General features: G+C 26.6%; 1 protein-coding gene. It reads right to left on the bottom strand.

The annotated features are described in order from the left end of the window. Positions 1 to 159: 159 nt before the first annotated feature. Entirely contained in the window at positions 160 to 552 is a 393-nt protein-coding gene (locus tag HMPREF2767_RS02845; RefSeq protein WP_070622554.1) for a type II toxin-antitoxin system death-on-curing family toxin, read from the bottom strand. Positions 553 to 612: the final 60 nt, after the last annotated feature.

The raw sequence follows: 612 nt of genomic DNA, 5'->3' as shown, positions 1-612 counted from the left end.
AAGAGTGAGTGAAAACGAACGAATCAAAGAAATGCGTAGCATTTCAACCATGCACTTATATAATAAAAAGCCCTATGATCCATTTAGGATCGTAGGGCTTACCGTGCCTTTATACAACAAAAACTTCCTAAAATAAGTGTTTATTTTAAGAAGTTTTTGTTATTCTATCTTATTGATATGGTTTTTTATCCATTTAGAAATAATTTCTAAATCAGTAGATGATTCTGCAATATACACAATAAAATCTACTGCTTCATCTTTCTTTACTTCTAAATGATAATTATTTATTAATAGGAAATATTTTAAAGTTAGATAAGCTGTTCGCTTATTACCATTCGCAAAAATATGTTTTTTTATTAAATTGTATAAAAGGAATGCTCCTTTATCTTCTATATTAGGATATAATTCTTGTCCATAAACTTCTTGCTTAATATTTTCCACAATCATATTTAATGAGTTTTCATTAAGCACTCCTATAGGCTCTTTAGGGCTATATTTTTGTATCACCATTTTATTAAAATTTATAATATCTGCTTCTGATAAATATTTCATCTATCTACCAATTCTTTAAAGATATCATCATCTTCTTTCAAAATGGAATTGACTTTATCC

Source organism: Nosocomiicoccus sp. HMSC067E10 (assembly GCF_001810835.1).
GTDB classification, from domain to species: Bacteria; Bacillota; Bacilli; order Staphylococcales; family Salinicoccaceae; genus Nosocomiicoccus; species Nosocomiicoccus ampullae_A.
This window is presented reverse-complemented; position numbering and strand designations above follow the sequence as displayed.

What these genes read in the sequence shown, in the direction of transcription:
- HMPREF2767_RS02845 (WP_070622554.1), bottom strand. Translation starts at nt 552, where the DNA reads ATGAAATATTTATCAGAAGCAGATATTATAAATTTTAATAAAATGGTG.